Raw genomic sequence first — 18,724 nt, forward strand, 5'->3', positions numbered from 1 at the left:
TATACGAGGTATAACGACTCTTTCATAATATCATATAGAAAAAACGAGAAATGATAGAAGAATTGCCGGACGACATAGCAATTGACGACCTGGACGATGTGGAACCCGTCGGCGAAGGGGCGCAACTTTATGAACACTTCCGCGTGGTAGTGGATAGGGGGCAGGAGATGGTGCGCGTAGACAAATACCTGTTCGACCGCCTGACGAACGCTTCGCGCAACCGCATCCAGAAAGCAGCGCAAGACGGCTTCGTAATGGCCAACAACAAACCCGTCAAGAGCAGCTACAAAGTGAAGCCGATGGACGTCATCACCATCATGATGGATCGCCCGCGCTACGAAAACGAAGTCATTCCCGAAGATATTCCACTTAATATCGTTTATGAGGATAAATACCTCATGGTGGTGAACAAGCCTGCCGGACTGGTTGTCCACCCGGGACACGGAAACTATCACGGAACTTTAGTGAATGCCATCGCCTGGCACATGAAAGATAACCCCGACTATGATGCCAACGACCCTCACGTGGGGCTGGTGCACCGTATCGACAAAGACACATCCGGCCTGCTCGTCATAGCAAAAACACCGGATGCCAAAACCAACCTCGGCATACAGTTCTTCAACAAAACCACCAAACGCCGTTACCGTGCATTGGTGTGGGGAGTCATGGAACAGGACGAAGGAACCGTCACCGGCAACATCGGCCGGAACCCCAAAGACCGTATGCAAATGACCGTCTTGCCCGACGACCAGGGTAAACATGCCGTAACCCATTACCGCGTGCTGGAACGTCTGGGTTATGTCACCCTTGTAGAGTGCATCCTCGAAACTGGACGCACCCACCAGATACGCGTGCACATGAAGCACATCGGGCACGTGCTCTTCAATGATGAGCGCTACGGCGGCCACGAGATTCTGAAAGGTACTCATTTCAGTAAATACAAACAGTTTGTAAACAATTGCTTCGACACTTGCCCACGGCAGGCACTGCACGCCATGACGCTGGGGTTTGTACATCCCGCCACCGGCGAAGAGATGTACTTCACCTCGGAGTTGCCCGACGACATGACCCAGCTGATAGACAAATGGAGAGGCTACATCAGTAACAGAGATTTAGAATGAAACGCACGATTGCTATCGTTTGCGGAGGTGACACCTCCGAATTCCAGGTTTCCCTGCGCAGTGCACAGGGCATCTATTCCTTTATCGATAAGGAGAAGTATACATTATATATTGTGGAAATGCAAGGGCTGGACTGGCATGCGCAACTCCCCGACGGCGGTAAAGCCCCCATCGACCGGAATGACTTCAGTTTCCAGCTGGACGGCCAAAAGGTGACGTTCGACTTTGCCTATATCACCATTCATGGCACTCCGGGCGAAGACGGACGCTTGCAGGGCTACTTCGACCTGCTCCACATCCCCTATTCCTGTTGCGGAGTGCTGGCTGCTGCGCTTACCTATGATAAGTTTGCCTGCAACCAATACCTGAAGGCATTCGGCGTCCGCATTGCAGAGTCCTTAGTACTCCGGCAGGGACAGTCCATCTCCGACGAAGACGTGCTGGAAAAGATCGGCTTGCCTTGCTTCATCAAGCCCAGCCTGGGTGGTTCAAGTTTCGGTGTAACAAAGGTTAAGACGAAAGAACAAATACAGCCTGCCATTGTTAAGGCATTCGGTGAAGCGCAAGAAGTCCTGGTGGAAGCCTTCATGGAAGGAACAGAAATTACCTGCGGCTGCTACAAGACTAAAGAGAAGTCGGTAGTGTTCCCCATCACGGAAGTGGTGACGGAGAATGAATTCTTCGACTACGACGCCAAGTACAACGGACAGGTTTCCGAAATCACTCCCGCCCGCATCTCCGACGATCTGACTCGCCGGGTACAGACGCTGACTTCCGCCATTTATGACATTCTGGGTGCCTCCGGCATCATCCGTGTGGACTATATCATCACTGCCGGTGAGAAAATCAACCTGCTGGAAGTGAACACCACTCCCGGAATGACGACCACCAGCTTCATACCCCAACAGGTGCGTGCCGCCGGACTGGATATAAAAGATGTAATGACAGATATTATAGAAAACCAGCTAATCACTCATCACTAAAACGTTAATCACTATGGAAGTGGAATTTGATGAAATTCGCCCTTATCATGACGAGGAACTCCCTCAGATTTATGAGGAATTGATTGCCGATCCGGCTTTCCGGCAGGTGGCGACTGCTGTTTTTCCGGAAGTTCCTTTTGAGGCACTTGCGCAGAAAATGCGTTCATGCAAGACGAAGTTGGAGTTTCAGAAAGCATTCTGTTACACAATTCTAAGAAGGTTTGCCAAAGATACCACTCAAGGAGTGACTTTGGACCACACGGCACTTTCTGATAAACAAGCCGCCTATACCTATATATCCAATCACAGGGATATCATCCTCGACTCCGGCTTCCTGTCCGTAGAGCTGATAGACCAAGGCATGGACACCGTGGAGATTGCCATTGGCGATAACCTGTTAATCTATCCCTGGATTAAGAAGTTCGTACGTGTCAACAAATCATTCATTGTGCAACGCGCCCTGACCATGCGCCAGATGCTGGAGTCTTCGGCACGCATGTCACGCTATATGCATCACACCATCAAGGACAAGCACCAGTCCATCTGGATAGCCCAACGCGAGGGACGCGCCAAGGACTCGAACGACCGCACCCAGGAAAGCGTACTCAAAATGCTTGCCATAGGCGGAGAAGGCGACATCGTCAACCGGTTGATTGAAATGGATATCGTTCCGCTGGCTATTTCTTATGAATACGATCCCTGCGACTATCTGAAAGCACAGGAATTCCAGCTGAAACGTGACATACCGGACTACAAGAAGACACAGGCGGACGACTTGAAAAACATGCAGACCGGACTCTTCGGATTCAAAGGCCGGGTACACTTCCAGGTTTCGCCCTGCATCAATGAGGATTTGGCAAAACTGGACCGTTCCCTCCCGAAACCCGAACTTTTCTCACAGATTTCCGCCCTCATAGACCGGAGAATCCATGCGAACTATCGCATATATCCCGGCAACTATATAGCCCACGATTGTTTGTCAGATACCGGAACTTTCTCCGGCAACTACACCGCCGAAGAGAAACAACATTTTCTGGAATACATTGACCGGCAGCTCAACCGCATTGAACTGGATAATAAAGACATACCTTTCCTGCGCGAGAAGATATTGCTGATGTATGCCAACCCACTGACAAATTATCTGGCTACCCAAACTGATAATCCGAAATAAAGTAAGGTATGAAAGGTAAGCTACAATTCCCCGTTTCTTTACGCTGGCTCTTGCCCGTACTGATGTGCGTGCTGGTTTCCTGTGGTGATGACGACGACTATTATTATCCACCCGTAAAACTGGAATTCCTGACTGCGCAAGCAGACGCAAGCGGCTATATAAAGTCTGTCCTGACAGATGAAGGAGAAACCTTCGCTGTAGTGGAAGACGCATCCAATACACGTATAGACGCAAATGCCTCTGCCCGTATAGTCAGCAACTACAGTACAGCAGTGGCAACCGACGGTACATCCGGAGTGAAATTGTATGCCTTACTAAATGCCGTATCTCCCGTGCCGGAACCACCATCATCGCCGACATTCAAGGACGGCGTGAAACGCGACCCGGCTGACGTGACAAGTATCTGGATGGGACTCGATTATCTGAACATGATACTGGACATCAGGGCACAGAATGGAAAACATTCATTCCACTTTGTGGAAGAAGAAGTCAGCACGGACGAAGAAACCGGTCATCGGTTCGTTCATCTGCTGCTGTACCATAGCGACGGAGATGTGCAAGCCTACAGCAAACGCGCTTATCTTTCCGTTCCCCTGCGGCAATATGCTGCGGAAGGAATAAAGCAAGTCACTGTACGGTTCTCTCTTATAACCTATTCCGGAGAAGAAAAGAATTATGAATTTGAATATAATCCTAAATAGAATATCCTATGAAAATGAATTCCTTCATTGCAGGTATCTGCCTGTTCTTCAGCTCCCTTTTTTCCTGTCAGCAGAAAGGAGACTTCAAGTCTGTTTCGGCGGAAGAGTTTTCCACGATAATCGACAATTCCGATGTTCAGCGCCTGGACGTGCGTACAGTTGCTGAATATTCCGAGTCACACATTCCCGGCAGCATCAATATCAATGTGCTGGATAAAGAGTTCGCTGCTATGGTCGACTCCACACTACAGAAAGAGAAACCCGTAGCCCTCTATTGCCGCAGCGGTAAACGCAGCAAGAAAGCCGCTGCCATTCTCAGTGAAAAGGGGTACAAAGTCTACGACCTTAATGAAGGCTTCGAGGGTTGGAAGAAAGCAGGAAAAGAAATAGAGGAATAACCGAAAAATATAAATCATTGAAAAGAGAAAAGCCGCAAAGCACTGTTGTCAGTTCTTTGCGGCTTTCTTAATCTCTTTATAACAAGAGTGCGCTTATGCTTTCACTCCGTTGTATTCGTCAGAAACAGTCAGTTTCTTGCGGCCTTTAGCACGACGTGCAGCTAATACTCTGCGACCGTTAGCGGAAGCCATTCTCTCACGGAAACCGTGTTTGTTTTTTCTCTTTCTGTTAGAGGGTTGAAATGTTCTTTTCATTACTGTATATTGTTTTATGTTATTATTTCACGTAATCGGGCTGCAAAAATAGGGACTTTTTTCAAAATAACCAAGAGTTAAGTCTTTTTCTCTCAAAACTTTTTGCGATTTTTACTGATTTCCATTACTTTTGCACCCGCAAAGCTCACTGGAGACAAATTAAATAACATCTAAAATAAAAAATATTAGTATGATTAATGCCCAAGACATTAAAATCGGAACTTGTATCCGCATGGATAACAAGTTGTATTTCTGTATTGACTTCCTGCATGTAAAACCGGGAAAAGGTAACACTTTCATGCGTGTTAAACTGAAAGACGTAGTAAACGGTTACGTACTTGAACGTCGTTTCAACATCGGTGAGAAACTGGAAGATGTACGCGTGGAACGCCGTCCTTACCAATTCTTATATAAAGAAGGTGAAGACTATATCTTCATGAATCAGGAAACTTTCGACCAACATCCCATCGCTCACGACCTGATCAATGGTGTTGACTTCCTGCTGGAAGGAATGGTACTTGATGTAGTATCTGATGCTTCTACTGAAACTGTTCTCTATGCTGATATGCCTATCAAGGTACAAATGAAGATCACTTACACTGAACCGGGTATGAAAGGCGACACAGCCACTAACACTCTGAAGCCTGCAACAGTTGAATCAGGTGCCACAGTACGCGTTCCTTTGTTCATCAGCGAAGGCGAAACTATCGAAATCGATACTCGCGACGGTTCTTACGTAAGCCGCGTGAAGGTATAAGACTGCTTGTTTCATACATATATATAAGCTGCCTGCCGGGAGAATCAGACACTCCTGACAGGCAGTTTTTGTATAAGAACTGCCAAAAGAAAAGATAAATGAAAAGATTATCGGAAAATAATAGTTTATCTTTGTAAGCAATAAAAACGATTGCAGTCATGAACAAACAGATAAAGACAGGCAACGAATATAAAAGTCATCAAGTTGGTAACAAACTAAAAGATTGATTAATGAGATACTCCGTCATCATCCCTGTATACAACCGTCCCGATGAGGTAGACGAACTGTTGGAAAGTCTGACGCAACAAACCTTCAAGGACTTCGAAGTAGTGGTTGTGGAAGACGGTTCATCCATCCCCTGTAAGGAAACAGTAGAAAAATATCAGAAAGAACTGGATATACACTATTACGACAAGCCCAACTCCGGCCCCGGACAAAGTCGGAACTACGGTGCGGAGCGAAGCCTCGGAGAATATCTGATTATACTGGACTCCGACTGCATACTACCCAAAGGCTATCTCTCCGCCATCGAGCAAGAACTTCAAACCTCCCACGCCGACGCCTTCGGCGGACCGGACCGCGCACATGAATCTTTCACCGACATACAGAAAGCCATCAATTACTCCATGACTTCTTTCTTCACCACCGGAGGCATCCGCGGGGGAAAGAAGAAAATGGATAAATTCTATCCGCGAAGCTTCAATATGGGAGTCAGACGGGACGCATACACTGCACTTGGAGGCTTCTCCAAAATGAGGTTCGGAGAAGACATTGACTTCAGCATCCGGATATTCAAAGGCGGTTATCAGTGTCGGCTGTTCCCGGATGCGTGGGTATATCACAAGCGGCGCACGGACTTGAAGAAGTTCTTCAAACAAGTGCACAATTCGGGGATTGCACGCATCAATCTGTACAAGAAGTACCCGGAATCACTGAAGATTGTCCACCTCCTGCCGGCAGCATTCACGCTTGGCGTGGCAATACTGTTGCTCGGCGCTCCGTTCTGCCTTTATAGTCTGACGCCCATCGCGCTATATGCGCTATTGGTATGCGCCGACTCCGCCATCCAAAACCGGAGTTTGCTTATCGGCATTTACTCCATTGCCGCTTCTTTCATCCAACTCATCGGCTACGGTACCGGCTTCTGGCGGGCATGGTGGAACCGTTGCATACGGGGCAAAGATGAATTTGAAGCATTCAAAAAGAACTTTTATAAGTGATGAACGATTAGCGATTAGTATGGAAAAACTAAATATCAACCAGTGGGCGGAAGAAGACCGTCCGCGGGAGAAGATGATACTGAAAGGCGCGGAGGCTTTGAGCGATGCCGAACTTCTCGCCATCCTTATCGGTTCAGGAAATACAGAGGAAAGCGCAGTAACTTTGATGCAACGGGTACTTGCCGAATGCGGAAACGACTTGAATCAATTGGGAAGATGGGAAGTACGCGACTTCTCCCGCTTCAAAGGCTTCGGACCCGCCAAAAGCATCACCATCATGGCGGCAATGGAACTGGGCAAACGCCGCAAACTACAAGAACGGCCGGAACGCGCCACAGTCCGTTCTTCACAGGACATTTACGAACTCTTCCACCCTTTGCTCTGCGACCTGGCTTACGAAGAATTCTGGGTATTGCTGCTCAACCAGTCTTCACGCGTCATCGAGAAAACACGCATCAGCCGCGGCGGCATCGACCAGACCACCGCCGACGTACGCAGCATCCTGCGCGAAGCACTGATACAACGCGCCACGCAGATAGCCCTTGTACACAACCACCCTTCCGGCACCCCCCGCCCAAGCACCGACGACCAACGCCTGACGCAACTCGTGCAAAAGGGAGCGCAAACGATGAACATCCGCCTCATCGACCACGTTATTGTCACGGACGGGAGATATTACAGTTTCAATGATGAAGGAATGATTTAAATGATGGTGTTTTTCAAAACCCGTTCTTTTGTAGTCTCAATTAATTTCTTTAGTTTTGCCTGACTAAACCATACGAATATGACCAAGTTTGAAATAGAAGAGAAAATAGTAGCGATGCTCAAGACTGTATTCGACCCGGAAATCCCGGTAAACGTATACGACTTGGGACTTATCTACAAGATAGATCTCTCCGACAACGGAGAAGTAAATATCGACATGACCTTAACAGCTCCCAACTGTCCAGCTGCCGACTTCATCATGGAAGATGTGCGCCAGAGAGTTGAATCGGTTGACGGTGTCACTGCCGCCACCATCAATCTGGTGTTTGAGCCGGAATGGGACAAGGATATGATGAGTGAAGAAGCCAAACTGGAATTGGGCTTTTTATAACGCAAACTTTAAACCCAGAAGTATGAAGAACGTATATTTCCTTTCGGACGCACACCTCGGCTCCCGCGCCATTGAACACGGACGCACTCAGGAACGACGCCTCGTTAATTTTCTCGACAGTATCAAGCACAAAGCATCTGCCGTGTATTTGTTAGGAGATATGTTCGACTTCTGGTATGAATTCAAAACCGTTGTGCCCAAAGGTTACACCCGTTTTTTGGGCAAACTGTCCGAACTGACGGATATGGGAGTGGAGGTACATTTCTTCACTGGCAATCACGACATCTGGTGTGCCGACTACCTGACCACAGAGTGCGGCGTCATCATGCACCGTGAACCGCTCACCACAGAAATATATGGCAAGGAGTTCTACCTCGCACACGGTGATGGTTTGGGCGACCCGGACAAGAAGTTCAAACTGCTGCGCTCCATGTTTCACAGCGAATTCCTGCAAATCCTGTTCTCTGCCATCCACCCCCGTTGGAGTATGGAGTGGGGACTGAACTGGGCAAAGCACAGCCGCCAGAAACGTGTTGACGGCAAAGAACCCGATTATATGGGCGAAGACAAAGAGTTCTTGATACTCTACACAAAAGAGTACCTGAAAAGCCACCCGAACATCAACTTCTTCATTTACGGCCATCGCCACATCGAGCTGGACCTGATGTTAAGCGCCACAGCACGCATCACGATATTAGGAGACTGGATTAATTTCTTCTCTTATGCCGTCTTTGATGGCGAGAATTTCTTCCTCGAAAACTTCATCGAAGGAGAAACCCGGCTGTAATTCCTGTTCTCGTAAATCATCTGATATGAACCTGTCAAGACTGAAACTTTCCTTCACCGTATGCCTGTTTGCCATAAGCATCTTTCCGGCATGGGGACAATTCACCCAACCCGCCCCTACCCTTGTTATTCGCATTGATGATCTCGGAGCTTTCCACTCTGTTAACGAAGCCTGCATACAGACCTATCAGTCGGGAATTGCCCGCTCTGTAGAAGTGATGCCCGTAGCTGCCTGGTATCCGGAAGCCGTCTGCCTGTTGAAAGAAAATCCGGGACTGGACGTAGGATTGCATTTAGTCATTACCAGCGAATGGGAGAATGTAAAGTGGCGTCCATTGACACATTGCCCCAGTCTGACGGATGAGAACGGATACTTTTATCCAATGATGGGACCTAATCCGGCATATCCGGGACAGTCGGTTATGGAAAATAAATGGGACTTGAAGGAAGTGGAGCAGGAATTTCGTGCACAGATAGAGATGGCATTGAAAAATATCCCTCAACTCAGTCATCTGACGGGGCATATGCTATCCACAGGGTTCACCAAAGAAGTAAATGAAATGGTGCTGCGCCTAGCAAAAGAATATCATCTTCCCTCCATCGACCGTATGGACTCACCGGAAAATTATCAGTTTACCTATATCGGTTATGACGGTCCGAGCCGGACAAGCGCCGAAAAGGAAGAAAGCTTTATCCGTTCACTAAACAAGTTGGAGGCGGGTAAACGTTACCTGTTTCTTGACCACCCGGCACTGGACAATGAAGAAATGCATCCTGTCTTCCATATCGGCTATGAAAATGTAGCGCTCGACCGCCAAGGAGTGACGGATTTACTCACCAGCCCGCGTGTAAAACAAACCATTGAAGATAAAGGCATCAAGCTGATTTCCATCAATCAGCTAACGAAAGGTCTCCCCCGTGCCACCACTCCCGGGAAACTGGGAAAAGCGATGGAAAAATATCTGAAAGCGGCACAGCAAAACAACCAAGACCTGCACAGCATCATGATTGTGCAACATGGCAACATTCTTGCCGAAGAATGGACTTGCGGGCAGGATAAGGAATCTGCAAGCTATATATGGATAGACTCCACAAACGACAAGGAGAAACTCGCTGATTATTTATACCCGCACCTGTTTCGTCCGTTAGGCATTGTTGGCGTGAAGTTTCAGGCAAACCTGCAAAACACCAATCGCAGTGGTTGGAACCTGTTCTTCAAAACGGAAGACCTTGCCAAAATGGGACAACTCTTCCTGCAAAAAGGAAAATGGAACGGTCGGCAGATATTGTCGGAAGAGTGGACCGCCAAAGCATCCGCTTACTGTGCCGACGGAGTAAACGGGCAATACGTCCTTGTCATTCCGGAAAAGGATGCCGTAATTGCAGTGAAGGCACACACCGGAAACGAACAAATTAAGCTGGATTTAATTCGAAAGCACCTGCTTCCGGCACTCTAAACAGATACTTCACCGATTTAATCTTCTGTAAATAGATACGGGAAAACATGATTGCCCGGAACTTTTTGCAAGTAATCTTGTAGTAATATCATAAACCATTAAAGCTTATTTGTTATGGATGATATGATTTACAGAAACGATGCGATTGCCGAAGAGAATATTGACCCGCATGGTCGGCCGGCAAAGGATAAGTTTGAAGAATTCAGTGAAGAAGTTTCCGAGCATACAGACCTCGGATATAAGGATCAAAAGGTTAAATCCAAGAAGGAACGGAAAGAACGCCTCAAAGAAATAGACGAAGTGATTGAGGAAGACTTAAAGTAGTTAGAAGTTACGAGCTACAAGTGGCTAGCTACGCAATTACACTGCATAGCCTTGTAGCTCGTAACTTCTAACTATATTACTTGTACCCCGCAACTTTTGCTATACGTTTTGGGATTTCCGTATTGTCATACTTGCCTGCAAATTCTTTGGAGCCTGCGCCCACTGCATATACAGGAACATATCCCGCAGTATGGCTACCGCTTGTCCAGCCCACCATAGCAATCTGGCTCATGACTTTCCTTGCAGAAGCGGCCAGCGGCTCAGTCTTCGAATAAAGAGTTTCCTCAAAGACCACTTTATTCTTCACGAACGACTGTTCAAATTCATCACGCAACATCTTTTCCTGTTCCCAAGTCAAAGGCAGTTCTTTCCAGAAGCCCATCTTTTCAGCTAACAAAGCTTTAGCATCTTCCCAGGTCACATTATGTCCTTTCGCTTTGCGCAAGTCAGTGATGGCAGTAGAAAGCAGGTCTTGAGACTGTTTCTGATTTTTCAGAGCTTTCAGGTGCAGTTCATATTTGCCTGTACCCAGTCCTAAACCACCGGTTTCATGGTCGGCAGTTACCACAATCAAGGTTTCTTTCGGATGTTTCTTATAGAATTCGTAAGCCACTTTGATGGCATTGTCCATATCAATCACTTCTTCGAAAGTTGTGGCAGGGTCGTTAGAGTGACAAGACCAGTCAATTTTTCCACCTTCTACCATCAGGAAGAAACCTTTGTTCTTGCCTTTGGTAAGGAAAGAAATAGCGCTTTCTGTGATTTCAGCAAGAGTCAGGTCACCTTCCTTGCGGTCAATAGAATAGGGCAAACAAGAAGGAGTAGCACCGTCCTTCTGAATCAAAACCATCTTGTCGGCCTGAGCAGCCTTAGACTTAAAATCATCCACACCTTTTGCAATAGTATAACCGGCTTCCTCGATGATAGGGAAAATACTTGGAGCCTCTTTCTTTTCGGCGGTAGTAGTCGGCTTCAGGAAACCTCCGCCTGCATAGAAATCAAAACCTGCCTTCGGCAAATCAAGGGCAATTTCATAATACATATTACGGTTGGGCTGGTGAGCATAGAAAGCGGCAGGAGTAGCATGGTCTATGCTGACACTGGTGGTTACACCTACTTTCTTTCCGGCTTTCTTAGCCTTTTCGGCAACAGACTGGAGCACATTCTTCTGATCGTCCATTCCGATAGCACCGTTATAAGTTTTCACTCCGGTAGCAAGGGCTGTTCCGGCAGCGGAAGAATCGGTAACGGAGTTGGTGGCGGAAAAAGTAGTGGCAACGCCTACAGCCGGAAACTGGGTAAACAGCAATGGAGTTACGCCGATGCGTCCTTCCTGTTCAGCCAGATACATTTCCGTACCATTCACCTGGTTTACTCCCATTCCATCACCGATGAAATAAAATACATACTTTGCCTGTTGCGCATACGTCATACCTGTCAACAAGACAAAAAACAATAAATACGTAAGTCTTTTCATAAATTGATATATTTAAAGTAGTTTGAATAAATCAAAGGGAAAACAAAGATAAGGATTTTAAACCAGTGACGGAGCAGATATTGTTAAAAAAATAATGCCGGAAGACAATCTGCATTGCTTCCGGCATTATTGTTACATCGCTGTTGCGATGCTATCTACTTTTAAAAGGATTATTTCTTGTTCAGAATATCCATTGTATCCGAGGCAATCATCAGTTCCTCGTCAGTCGGGATAACCACAACCTTCACCTTGGAATCTTCAGCAGAGATCACAGCTTCTTCGCCACGGATTTTGTTCTTTTCCTGATCCAGTTTCACGCCCATGAACTCCAGACCTTCACATGCACCGGCGCGACAAGAAGCCTGGTTCTCGCCTACACCACCGGTGAACACGATAATATCCACACCACCCAAAGCAGCAGCATAAGCACCGATATATTTCTTGATACGATAGAAGTACATTTTCTCAGTCAGGATAGCCATATCATTGTCACCTGCAGCTACAGCAGATTCCAGTTCACGCATATCGCTGGACACGCCGAAGATGCCCATCACACCACTCTTCTTGTTCAACAGGTCGGACACACCGGTAGCAGTCAGGTTCTCTTTTTCCATGATGAAAGTTACGGCGCCCGCATCAATGTCACCACTACGGGTACCCATCATCAAACCTTCCAACGGTGTCAGCCCCATACTGGTGTCCATGCTCTTGCCATCTTTGACAGCAGTGATAGAGCCGCCGTTACCAATGTGGCAGGTAATGATTTTCTTTCCTTCCGGATTCACACCCAGATATTCGCACACACGTTTTGAAACGTAACGGTGAGAAGTTCCGTGGAAGCCATAACGGCGCACACCATATTTCTTGTAAAGTTCGTAAGGGATGGCATACAGATAAGCATAGTCCGGCATAGTCTGATGGAATGCTGTATCAAACACACCAATCTGCGGTACGTTCGGCAGGATAGCAGAGATAGCGTTCACACCTTTCAGGTTGGCGGGGTTATGAAGCGGAGCCAAATCATTGCAAGCAGTGAAAGCATCCAGAACTTCCTGAGTCAGCAATACGGATTCGCTGAATTTCTCACCACCATGCACCATACGGTGACCCACTGCATTTATTTCGTTCAAAGACTTGATGGCACCATATTCGGGACTGGTCAATGTATCCAGAATAAATTCTACTCCTACGGTATGTTCAGGAATATCTTTCTCCAATATCTTCTTTTCGCCATTAGGCAAAGTGAATTTAAGGAAAGAGCCTTGCAGACCGATTTTTTCAATGCCACCTTGTGCGATAACTTCCTTATGATCCATATCAAACAACTTATATTTGATGGACGAGCTACCGCAGTTCAAAACTAAGACTTTCATTTTATATATCAGATTTAATGGTTATTTTTGATTTTTCGCTGCAATAGCCTGATTAGCTGTAATAGCGATCATGCGATAAACATCTTCGATAGAGCAACCACGTGACAAGTCGTTCACCGGACGGGCAACCCCCTGCAGAATAGGACCAACCGCATCTGCATGACCTAAACGCTGTACCAGTTTATAAGAGATATTACCTACCTCAAGACTCGGCACAATCAGTACATTTGCATTACCAGCAATGGCAGAACCCGGTGCTTTGCTCGCTCCTACTTCCGGAACCAATGCAGCATCAGCCTGCAATTCTCCGTCAATAGCCAAATCCGGATCCATTTCCTTAGCAAGCTTCACAGCTTCAACTACCTTATCCACAACTTCATGTTTAGCAGAACCTTTGGTTGAGAAGCTGAGCATAGCCACCTTCGGATCCATACCTACTACAGCCTTAGCCGTACGGGCTGTGCAGACAGCAATCTGTGCCAGTTGTTCAGCATCAGGAACCGGAGTAACAGCAACGTCACCCATTACCAAAATACCATTCTTTCCATATTCGGGAGCATGTGTCAACAGCAACATCGCACCGGATACACAAGTGATGCCCGGAGTCGTCTTAATGATTTGCAAAGCCGGACGAAGCACATCACCCGTAGTGTTACGTGCACCAGCCAACTGACCGTCAGCATCACCATTCTTAATAATCAGACAGCCCAGGTAGAGCGGATTAACCACCAGCTTACGAGCCTCCTCAATGGTCATACCTTTCTTCTTACGCAGTTCACACAACAATTGTGCATACTCTTCTTTCTTCGGATGATTTTCCGGATCGATGATTGTAGCCTTGTTGATGTTCCCAAGTCCCCATTCCGTTGCACAAGCATTGATCTCATCCGGATTACCCAGAAGAATCAGGTCAGCAACTCCGTCTGTCAAAATTTGATTGGCAGCTTTCAAAGTACGTTCTTCCGTACCTTCAGGAAGAACAATACGTTGGCGGTCGGCTTTCGCCCGCTCAACGATTTCATTAATTAATCTCTGCATATATATAAATTGTGTATAAAAATCCAGTAGACGTGTTATTCACGCCGCAAAAGTACACAATTTTGCAATATCAACATTGCAATTCGGGGCATTTTTATACCCCGAACTGCAATTATTATAAAATTTAACACTAACGGATGATTTCCGGAGCTACTTGTTTGTATTGGTCCATGCAGGCACCGATCGGTGCACCGATATAGGTAGGGTCACAAATCAAATATTTGCTGCCGTCATCTAACACCACATAATCACCGGAGATTTCTTCCGTGAAGCGGACGGCCGAAGCAATATGATTGGGATAATCCAGAAGAATGGTATCCAAGCCGAGCAAATCCCTCACTAAAGTGGAATAAAGCATCGCACGGTCTTCGCAATCACAATAAGGATAATAGAATGTCTCATCCGGGAAGTTCGGCTTTTCAAATCCGAATTGCTCTCCGTCCGTCTGATATTCAAAGGCGGTCTGCACAAAGTTGAGCAAAATGTTGGCGGCATCTTTCTGAGACTTACCCTCAATGGCAGTTTTCAACTGTGGATAAAGTGAAGAACGAAGTTCCTCGCTCATCGGGGTTTTATAGTGAATCACTACATCACACTGCGGATAATCGTAATAAAAGTCTATCAGATTTTTATTAACCTGCGTCTGTACTTTCACAGCACCCGTAGATGAAGTCAGACTCCTTTCAAACTCATTCATATAGAAAGAAGGAATACCTTCAATATTCAGGCATACCAGATTCTTGGCATTGGCAAAGTCCTGACGATACGTATAAATGCCCATCGAGCCACCCGGGGTAGGTTCGAACACATAATACTTATTGCCGCCTATAGTAAGATAAGGTGTGCCATAGATGGTACCGGCAGGAGCAACCATCAGTTTTAGCTGGTCGTCAATCTTGGCAAGCTTTACCTTATAGCCGGACTTATTCAAGAGGAACATCTGCAAGAATACGATGTTGTTTGTATTTCCTGCACCATATAACTGTACTCCGATTTGCTTGGTGAAAAGTAAATACGCCCAGTCACTCAGGTTCTTTTCCTTCTTGATTGTCATGCAATCCTTCACCATCTGTTCATAGTTCCTCTTACAAAGAGTTTTCCAGGCATCCGCCACGTCAGATTCACGATTTCCCTTCAAAGAAAGGTCTTCCGCCATTTCCAAAGCCACATCAAACGTAGTACCGTAGAAATTCACAGGTGTACGGTAAATCGTACTACCCGGCTTTACGGAAGGCACTTCCACCAACACAGGAGTATAAGGTTTTCCCGGCACATATATACCCGGTGCGGGCTTATCCTCAATGGGCGGTAAGTCGGGACGTTTCACGTCCACAGGCACCTTGTCGCCCATACTTGGCACAGGGGCATCCGGCACTTTCGGCGCAGCAGGCTTTATGTTCACCGGAGGCATAGCCGGCTTCGTCTTATCAAACTCTACCGGTTTGGGCGGTTCGGGACGTTCAGGAGCCGGAATGGCGGCAAACGCCTCAAACTTCTGCCACGTTTCTCTCAGGAATGTTTCGAACTCCGCATCCGCCTTATTCTTGAAATCATCAAATTCTTGTTGCTGCTGCTTCGCGAAATCATCAAATTCTTTCTCGATATCCTGCGCACACAAAGGCGCTGCCGACAGGAAGAAAGCAGTCAAAGCAACCGAAAAACACTTCATCTTATTCATCTGTATAATAGATTTAGAGAAGTTAAAAATAAAACATGCATTACTTGATAAGTATCATGTCGTAGAAGGCACAACGCTTGTCATTAGGAATGGAATATACCCATTTCAACACATTCTGATAGGTCACCTCATCCGTAAAAGGAATATTTTCTTTGGTAGCCACCATCATCATGTTGATTTTTTCACTTTCTTTCCCTTGCTTTTCCATACGATAATCCACCGCATTACTGAAAGGAATTCCATATTCCTTCTCCGCTTTCAACAAAGTGTTGGGCTCATAAGTATTAGGATAGAGCAACGCCCCACCGGTGCTGTCAAACCAGAAGAATTTCAGATAAGAGTCCGTCCCGTGTACTTTCAGCGTACAGGTAAATACGTCTCCTTCCTTATATAGATTCGCAACGCCCTTCACTTCCAGCGCATACGACTTATCCACCTTTTCCTCTTTCTGCACTACGGCGTCGATAGTCACCACTTTATAGAGGCTGCGGGTATCCGTATCCCACACTTCCTCCACTTTTTTATTAGTGACATTCACCATTCCACCAATCGCGAGCACGTTCATTTGTGAATACGCCTCATGAAATTCCGTACCGCTGTCTTGCGAAATCTGTCCGAACACAGACCACACATTCTCCATGACGCCAGCTTTGCGCAAGGCTTCCTTCTTCGCCTCCATAAAAGCGCGTTCTTCCGCTTCTTTCAGCGTAATCTCCTCACTCACCTGCCAACGTCCCTGCGCGCCTTTCACCTTAACGGTCTGGGCGTGCAGTGGAGCAGTTGTCATACATATCACAAGGAATATCCACCCAATCAGGTTGTTCCTATTCATTCACCATCTGTTTTTTAGAAAACGGAATTAATTAATAGCCCAGTTTATCCAACTGTTTTGCCAGTTCTTCTGACTTGGCAGCCAGTTCCTTGCGGATAGCCTGGATAGCGGCCTGATTGGCAGACTGCATACTGTAGCCGATAGTCACCATTACTTCCACATTCTTGTTAGGCAAAGTTTTGTACACTTCCACTAAAGGAATAGTACGGCCCAATGTAGCAGAAATCACACTCTTGCTGGAAGCTACTACGCTTGACAGGCTGGCAGCCTCTTCCTGTCCCATATCGTCATTAGCCACTTTAGCTTCAATCAACTGAGATACTTTGGTCTGAATCTGACCGGCCAGGTCAATTTTTGCAGCATTGGTTGCTTGCAAGGCAGCCGCCGACTGGTTGCCACCTACCGCTCTTGAAGAAGCGATATACCAATACGGGTTACCTTCCGTATCCAGTTCAGCCTGCTTTTCCCATGCTGTTTCCAGTTGTTTAGCCAAAGGCAATTTGCCTACCGGAGTCTTGAAACCTTCCTTTTCCAGTTTCTTGGCTTCCTTGCGGGCTTCTTTGATTGCTTTTTTCTGCAAATCCTTATCCAAAACTTTTTCTTGCTTCTTCAGGTCTTTATAAGCCTTACCAGTCGCTTTTTCCTGTGCATTCACATTTACACAAAACATCATAACAAACGCTACTAAAGCGCTAATAAATAAACTCTTTTTCATATTCTTCCTGTTTAAAAGATTAATATTTATGTTGAAACTTTATATACATTGTTCCTCGCAAAAATAGGCAAAAATTTCTAATAATATATATATCGCGTCTTTTTTTTTCATTGCCTCCAGACAAATGGAAATAAATATCACGGTAAACAGTGACAGCCAAGCTGCAAAATGCCTAACTTTGCAGCGTTTTCAGTAAACAATTCAGCTTCTGACAGGTTATTAGAAAGGTTTCAACGAAGTTATAACCCCTTTCGGCTGAAGGAAGTCGAGTTTAATAATAACAAATAGGTATATAGTATTATGATTCGTCAATGCGCCATCCTTTTCGGATGCCTGGCTTTGGGTGAATTGGTTGTTTTTCTTACGGACCTCAAACTTCCGTCCAGCATCATAGGTATGCTGCTGCTCACCCTTTTTCTGAAATTGGGTTGGATTAAACTGCAATGGGTGCAGGGATTATCCGACTTTCTGGTTGCTAATCTGGGATTTTTCTTTATCCCACCCGGTGTAGCTCTTATGCTTTATTTTGACATCATCGCCGACCAGTTTTGGCCCATAGTCATCGCTTCATTAGTCAGCACCCTGCTGGTATTGGTAGTAACAGGGTGGGTTCATCAACTAACACGTAAAATAAAATGAGTTACTTAGACAACGAGTTCTTCCTGTTAGCCGTTACGTTTGGCGTATTTTTCTTCTCCAAACTGCTACAAAAGAAAACAGGCATCCTATTGCTCAACCCCATTCTTCTGACCATTGCCGTCCTGATTATCTTTCTAAAAATGGCACATATCAGCTACGACACCTACAACAAAGGCGGGCATCTCATAGAATTCTGGCTGAAACCGGCCGTGGTAGCCCTCGGTGTTCCCCTCTACCTACAGTTAGAAGCCATCAGGAAACAACTGGTTCCCATCCTGCTTTCACAACTGGCAGGTTGCATTATCGGAGTAGTTTCTGTTGTGGTGATCGCCAAGCTGATGGGAGCGCCACAGGAAATAATCTATTCACTCGCCCCTAAATCCGTCACCACTCCCATCGCTATGGAGGTGGCCAAAACATTGGGCGGTATTCCATCATTAACGGCTGCCGTAGTAGTCTGCGTGGGTTTGCTAGGCAGTATTGTCGGTGTCAAAACCCTGAAACTGACCCGTGTAGGTAGTCCCATTGCCCAAGGATTATCCCTGGGAGCCGCCGCCCACGCCGTAGGAACTTCCACCGCAATGGACATCAGCAGCAAATACGGAGCATACGCCAGCCTCGGACTGACGCTAAATGGAATCTTCACTGCCCTGCTCACCCCAACTATTTTACGATTATTAGGTCTGCTATAACAATTTCTCCC

Annotated in this window: 21 protein-coding genes; 14 read left to right on the forward strand and 7 right to left on the reverse strand. The window is 46.4% G+C overall.

Annotated elements, in window-relative coordinates; genetic code table 11:
* Positions 1 to 50 precede the first annotated feature (50 nt).
* Genes BUC01_RS08315 through BUC01_RS08335 form a run of 5 tightly spaced genes read left to right on the forward strand, consistent with a single transcriptional unit; the run spans position 51 to position 4,374 of the window.
* Positions 51 to 1,121, forward strand: a complete 1,071-nt coding sequence (locus BUC01_RS08315; protein WP_073313329.1) for an RluA family pseudouridine synthase — start codon at positions 51 to 53, stop codon at positions 1,119 to 1,121.
* Positions 1,118 to 2,104 carry a D-alanine--D-alanine ligase gene (locus BUC01_RS08320; RefSeq protein WP_073313331.1) on the forward strand — a complete coding sequence of 329 codons (987 nt, stop codon included), beginning with the start codon at positions 1,118 to 1,120 and terminating at the stop codon, positions 2,102 to 2,104. Before BUC01_RS08315 ends, BUC01_RS08320 begins: the two co-directional genes overlap by 4 nt.
* Positions 2,105 to 2,117: 13 nt before the next feature.
* Positions 2,118 to 3,275, forward strand: a complete 1,158-nt coding sequence (locus tag BUC01_RS08325; RefSeq protein ID WP_025834741.1) for a hypothetical protein — start codon at positions 2,118 to 2,120, stop codon at positions 3,273 to 3,275.
* A gap of 8 nt (positions 3,276 to 3,283) precedes the next feature.
* Positions 3,284 to 3,976, forward strand: coding sequence for a NigD1/NigD2 family lipoprotein (locus BUC01_RS08330; protein ID WP_025834743.1), 693 nt, complete (start codon positions 3,284 to 3,286; stop codon positions 3,974 to 3,976).
* 8 nt (positions 3,977 to 3,984) lie between these two features.
* A complete protein-coding gene (locus BUC01_RS08335) occupies positions 3,985 to 4,374 on the forward strand; it encodes a rhodanese-like domain-containing protein (protein WP_025834746.1) in 390 nt (129 codons plus the stop codon).
* Positions 4,375 to 4,467: 93 nt separating this feature from the next.
* Here BUC01_RS08335 and rpmH read toward each other — a convergent pair whose 3' ends face one another.
* Positions 4,468 to 4,629, reverse strand: coding sequence for a 50S ribosomal protein L34 (gene rpmH / locus BUC01_RS08340; RefSeq protein ID WP_002558970.1), 162 nt, complete (start codon positions 4,627 to 4,629; stop codon positions 4,468 to 4,470).
* Positions 4,630 to 4,819: 190 nt separating this feature from the next.
* Between rpmH and efp the strand changes: the two genes are divergently transcribed.
* From efp to BUC01_RS08375, 7 genes are all read left to right on the forward strand, one after another.
* The gene (gene efp, locus BUC01_RS08345) at positions 4,820 to 5,386 is read left to right on the forward strand and encodes an elongation factor P (RefSeq protein ID WP_025834747.1); all 567 of its coding nucleotides are present in this window, start codon (positions 4,820 to 4,822) and stop codon (positions 5,384 to 5,386) included.
* Between the two features lie 230 nt (positions 5,387 to 5,616).
* Entirely contained in the window at positions 5,617 to 6,606 is a 990-nt protein-coding gene (locus tag BUC01_RS08350) for a glycosyltransferase family 2 protein (protein WP_025834748.1), read from the forward strand.
* Positions 6,607 to 6,625: 19 nt separating this feature from the next.
* The gene (gene radC, locus BUC01_RS08355; protein WP_025834750.1) at positions 6,626 to 7,312 is read left to right on the forward strand and encodes a RadC family protein; all 687 of its coding nucleotides are present in this window, start codon (positions 6,626 to 6,628) and stop codon (positions 7,310 to 7,312) included.
* A gap of 78 nt (positions 7,313 to 7,390) precedes the next feature.
* The gene (locus tag BUC01_RS08360) at positions 7,391 to 7,702 is read left to right on the forward strand and encodes a metal-sulfur cluster assembly factor (protein ID WP_025834752.1); all 312 of its coding nucleotides are present in this window, start codon (positions 7,391 to 7,393) and stop codon (positions 7,700 to 7,702) included.
* Between the two features lie 22 nt (positions 7,703 to 7,724).
* Entirely contained in the window at positions 7,725 to 8,489 is a 765-nt protein-coding gene (locus tag BUC01_RS08365; RefSeq protein WP_073313334.1) for a UDP-2,3-diacylglucosamine diphosphatase, read from the forward strand.
* A 25-nt stretch (positions 8,490 to 8,514) separates the two neighbouring features.
* Entirely contained in the window at positions 8,515 to 9,945 is a 1,431-nt protein-coding gene (locus BUC01_RS08370; RefSeq protein ID WP_073313336.1) for a polysaccharide deacetylase family protein, read from the forward strand.
* A gap of 114 nt (positions 9,946 to 10,059) precedes the next feature.
* Complete coding sequence (locus BUC01_RS08375) at positions 10,060 to 10,269, forward strand: hypothetical protein (RefSeq protein WP_025834627.1); 210 nt, start codon at positions 10,060 to 10,062, stop codon at positions 10,267 to 10,269.
* Positions 10,270 to 10,345: 76 nt separating this feature from the next.
* On the opposite strand, the gene BUC01_RS08380 is transcribed toward BUC01_RS08375, so the two are convergent.
* The 6 genes from BUC01_RS08380 to BUC01_RS08405 all read right to left on the reverse strand — a co-directional run bounded on the left by BUC01_RS08380 (position 10,346) and on the right by BUC01_RS08405 (position 17,382).
* Positions 10,346 to 11,746, reverse strand: a complete 1,401-nt coding sequence (locus BUC01_RS08380; protein WP_025834625.1) for an alkaline phosphatase — start codon at positions 11,744 to 11,746, stop codon at positions 10,346 to 10,348.
* A gap of 170 nt (positions 11,747 to 11,916) precedes the next feature.
* Entirely contained in the window at positions 11,917 to 13,119 is a 1,203-nt protein-coding gene (locus BUC01_RS08385) for an acetate kinase (protein ID WP_025834622.1), read from the reverse strand.
* Positions 13,120 to 13,140: 21 nt separating this feature from the next.
* A complete protein-coding gene (gene pta, locus BUC01_RS08390) occupies positions 13,141 to 14,157 on the reverse strand; it encodes a phosphate acetyltransferase (RefSeq protein WP_073313338.1) in 1,017 nt (338 codons plus the stop codon).
* 130 nt (positions 14,158 to 14,287) lie between these two features.
* On the reverse strand, positions 14,288 to 15,835 hold the full coding sequence (locus BUC01_RS08395) for a hypothetical protein (protein WP_073313340.1): 1,548 nt from the start codon (positions 15,833 to 15,835) through the stop codon (positions 14,288 to 14,290).
* A gap of 40 nt (positions 15,836 to 15,875) precedes the next feature.
* Complete coding sequence (locus BUC01_RS08400; RefSeq protein WP_025834621.1) at positions 15,876 to 16,667, reverse strand: hypothetical protein; 792 nt, start codon at positions 16,665 to 16,667, stop codon at positions 15,876 to 15,878.
* 31 nt (positions 16,668 to 16,698) lie between these two features.
* Entirely contained in the window at positions 16,699 to 17,382 is a 684-nt protein-coding gene (locus BUC01_RS08405) for a hypothetical protein (RefSeq protein ID WP_025834619.1), read from the reverse strand.
* A 300-nt stretch (positions 17,383 to 17,682) separates the two neighbouring features.
* On the opposite strand from BUC01_RS08405, the gene BUC01_RS08410 reads away from it, so the two are divergent.
* Positions 17,683 to 18,021 (forward strand): CidA/LrgA family protein, encoded by a 339-nt coding sequence (locus BUC01_RS08410; protein ID WP_025834616.1) that lies wholly within the window; start codon positions 17,683 to 17,685, stop codon positions 18,019 to 18,021.
* The gene (locus tag BUC01_RS08415; protein ID WP_025834615.1) at positions 18,018 to 18,713 is read left to right on the forward strand and encodes an LrgB family protein; all 696 of its coding nucleotides are present in this window, start codon (positions 18,018 to 18,020) and stop codon (positions 18,711 to 18,713) included. The genes BUC01_RS08410 and BUC01_RS08415 overlap by 4 nt, the downstream gene beginning before the upstream one ends.
* Positions 18,714 to 18,724: the final 11 nt, after the last annotated feature.

The organism is Bacteroides stercorirosoris, assembly GCF_900142015.1.
Lineage (GTDB): Bacteria > Bacteroidota > Bacteroidia > Bacteroidales > Bacteroidaceae > Bacteroides > Bacteroides stercorirosoris.

What these genes read in the sequence shown, in the direction of transcription:
- BUC01_RS08315 (WP_073313329.1), top strand. Translation starts at nt 51, where the DNA reads ATGATAGAAGAATTGCCGGACGACATAGCAATTGACGACCTGGACGAT.
- BUC01_RS08320 (WP_073313331.1), top strand. Translation starts at nt 1,118, where the DNA reads ATGAAACGCACGATTGCTATCGTTTGCGGAGGTGACACCTCCGAATTC.
- BUC01_RS08325 (WP_025834741.1), top strand. Translation starts at nt 2,118, where the DNA reads ATGGAAGTGGAATTTGATGAAATTCGCCCTTATCATGACGAGGAACTC.
- BUC01_RS08330 (WP_025834743.1), top strand. Translation starts at nt 3,284, where the DNA reads ATGAAAGGTAAGCTACAATTCCCCGTTTCTTTACGCTGGCTCTTGCCC.
- BUC01_RS08335 (WP_025834746.1), top strand. Translation starts at nt 3,985, where the DNA reads ATGAAAATGAATTCCTTCATTGCAGGTATCTGCCTGTTCTTCAGCTCC.
- rpmH (WP_002558970.1), bottom strand. Translation starts at nt 4,629, where the DNA reads ATGAAAAGAACATTTCAACCCTCTAACAGAAAGAGAAAAAACAAACAC.
- efp (WP_025834747.1), top strand. Translation starts at nt 4,820, where the DNA reads ATGATTAATGCCCAAGACATTAAAATCGGAACTTGTATCCGCATGGAT.
- BUC01_RS08350 (WP_025834748.1), top strand. Translation starts at nt 5,617, where the DNA reads ATGAGATACTCCGTCATCATCCCTGTATACAACCGTCCCGATGAGGTA.
- radC (WP_025834750.1), top strand. Translation starts at nt 6,626, where the DNA reads ATGGAAAAACTAAATATCAACCAGTGGGCGGAAGAAGACCGTCCGCGG.
- BUC01_RS08360 (WP_025834752.1), top strand. Translation starts at nt 7,391, where the DNA reads ATGACCAAGTTTGAAATAGAAGAGAAAATAGTAGCGATGCTCAAGACT.
- BUC01_RS08365 (WP_073313334.1), top strand. Translation starts at nt 7,725, where the DNA reads ATGAAGAACGTATATTTCCTTTCGGACGCACACCTCGGCTCCCGCGCC.
- BUC01_RS08370 (WP_073313336.1), top strand. Translation starts at nt 8,515, where the DNA reads ATGAACCTGTCAAGACTGAAACTTTCCTTCACCGTATGCCTGTTTGCC.
- BUC01_RS08375 (WP_025834627.1), top strand. Translation starts at nt 10,060, where the DNA reads ATGGATGATATGATTTACAGAAACGATGCGATTGCCGAAGAGAATATT.
- BUC01_RS08380 (WP_025834625.1), bottom strand. Translation starts at nt 11,746, where the DNA reads ATGAAAAGACTTACGTATTTATTGTTTTTTGTCTTGTTGACAGGTATG.
- BUC01_RS08385 (WP_025834622.1), bottom strand. Translation starts at nt 13,119, where the DNA reads ATGAAAGTCTTAGTTTTGAACTGCGGTAGCTCGTCCATCAAATATAAG.
- pta (WP_073313338.1), bottom strand. Translation starts at nt 14,157, where the DNA reads ATGCAGAGATTAATTAATGAAATCGTTGAGCGGGCGAAAGCCGACCGC.
- BUC01_RS08395 (WP_073313340.1), bottom strand. Translation starts at nt 15,835, where the DNA reads ATGAATAAGATGAAGTGTTTTTCGGTTGCTTTGACTGCTTTCTTCCTG.
- BUC01_RS08400 (WP_025834621.1), bottom strand. Translation starts at nt 16,667, where the DNA reads ATGAATAGGAACAACCTGATTGGGTGGATATTCCTTGTGATATGTATG.
- BUC01_RS08405 (WP_025834619.1), bottom strand. Translation starts at nt 17,382, where the DNA reads ATGAAAAAGAGTTTATTTATTAGCGCTTTAGTAGCGTTTGTTATGATG.
- BUC01_RS08410 (WP_025834616.1), top strand. Translation starts at nt 17,683, where the DNA reads ATGATTCGTCAATGCGCCATCCTTTTCGGATGCCTGGCTTTGGGTGAA.
- BUC01_RS08415 (WP_025834615.1), top strand. Translation starts at nt 18,018, where the DNA reads ATGAGTTACTTAGACAACGAGTTCTTCCTGTTAGCCGTTACGTTTGGC.